General features: G+C 42.6%; 1 protein-coding gene. It reads left to right on the plus strand.

The window, feature by feature from the left end:
- A partial coding sequence (locus JMV76_RS14605) for a mechanosensitive ion channel family protein (protein WP_201503186.1) occupies positions 1 to 1,093 on the plus strand: 1,093 nt, incomplete at its 5' end.
- Positions 1,094 to 1,316 lie beyond the last annotated feature (223 nt).

A 1,316-nucleotide genomic window follows, 5' to 3' on the forward strand; every position in this document is an offset into this window, starting at 1 on the left:
ACTTAAGATTTTTAGTATCGCACTATGGGAGTTTTTGGCATTAGCACTGTTTTTCTTAGTGACCATGGGAGTAGGATGGTTACTCAGTAAAGGCACGGAAAAAATCATCAGTCGTTATATCGACGATGAAAAATACAGCAATTATGTTGGTAGTACTAATGGCGTGGCAGATTTGGTTAATAAGCTGACCGTGCCGTTGACTTTTACCATCAGTTTTTTGCTCGTCTTTACTTTGGTGTCAGGGGGCTTTCCTTATTTGGATGCGGTAGCTTCATCGACTCGTCCGCTTATCTGGATTGGGCTAGTATTTAGTACCTTATGGCTTGGCATTCGCATTATTAACTTTTTTGCTAATCGCTATCAAAGCCTACAAATTGAAAATCTGGCTGAAGAGCACTTTGATAAAGAGCGCCGTCGCCGTACTTATGTATCGATATTTCGCCGCGTCTTTATTTTTGTCATGATTTTGGGCAGTATTTGGATTGGTCTCAGTGAATTTGCCAACATGGAAGGCCTTGGTAAGACGCTATTGACCTCGGCTGGTATTGCAGGCGTGGTCATTGGAATTGCCGCGCAGCCGATACTGGGTAACATCATTGCTGGGGTACAGGTGGCCGTGACCCAGCCGGTACGGATTGGCGATAGTGTGATAATGGATGGCAACTTTAGTACCGTTGAAGACCTGCGTTATACGTATGCGGTACTCAAAACATGGGATGAACGTCGATTGATCGTGCCGATGCGCGAACTGATCACCGAAATGGTAGAAAACTGGTCACATACCGAAGTACATCAGACTTGCCCTGTGTTTTTATATGTCGATTATGGCGCAGATATTGACACCATTCGCCAGCAATTTATATCGGCGGTTAAAGACAATAAGCTTTGGGACAATAAAACTGAGCCTGAAATGTTTGTCGTTGAGGTGACTGCCAACATTATTCACCTGCGCGGCGCTGTTTCAGGGGTAGGTCCCATAGAAGCATGGACACTGGCCTGTGAGATACGTGAGCAGATGCTGAATTATTTATATAGCAAACAAAAAGCTTATCTGCCTGCTGAACGTTTAATATTGAAGGGTCAAAACCAGTAACCGACGATTGAGTATGTTTTCTATGTTTTTAAATAGCTGGGCTCTACAGACGTCGATATCGATAGATAAGCGCTAGCAAAATAAGCTGACAAATATAGCATGCGATTTGTCTGATTATTTGTTATAATATGGCGTTATTTTTAAGGGATAAATGAGCGATTAAGAGTAGGGGCGCACTATATTTGTGCAAACTTATTAGTATCAATCAATTGCAATTTTCGAG

Source organism: Psychrobacter cibarius, assembly GCF_904845955.1.
Taxonomy (GTDB): domain Bacteria; phylum Pseudomonadota; class Gammaproteobacteria; order Pseudomonadales; family Moraxellaceae; genus Psychrobacter; species Psychrobacter cibarius_B.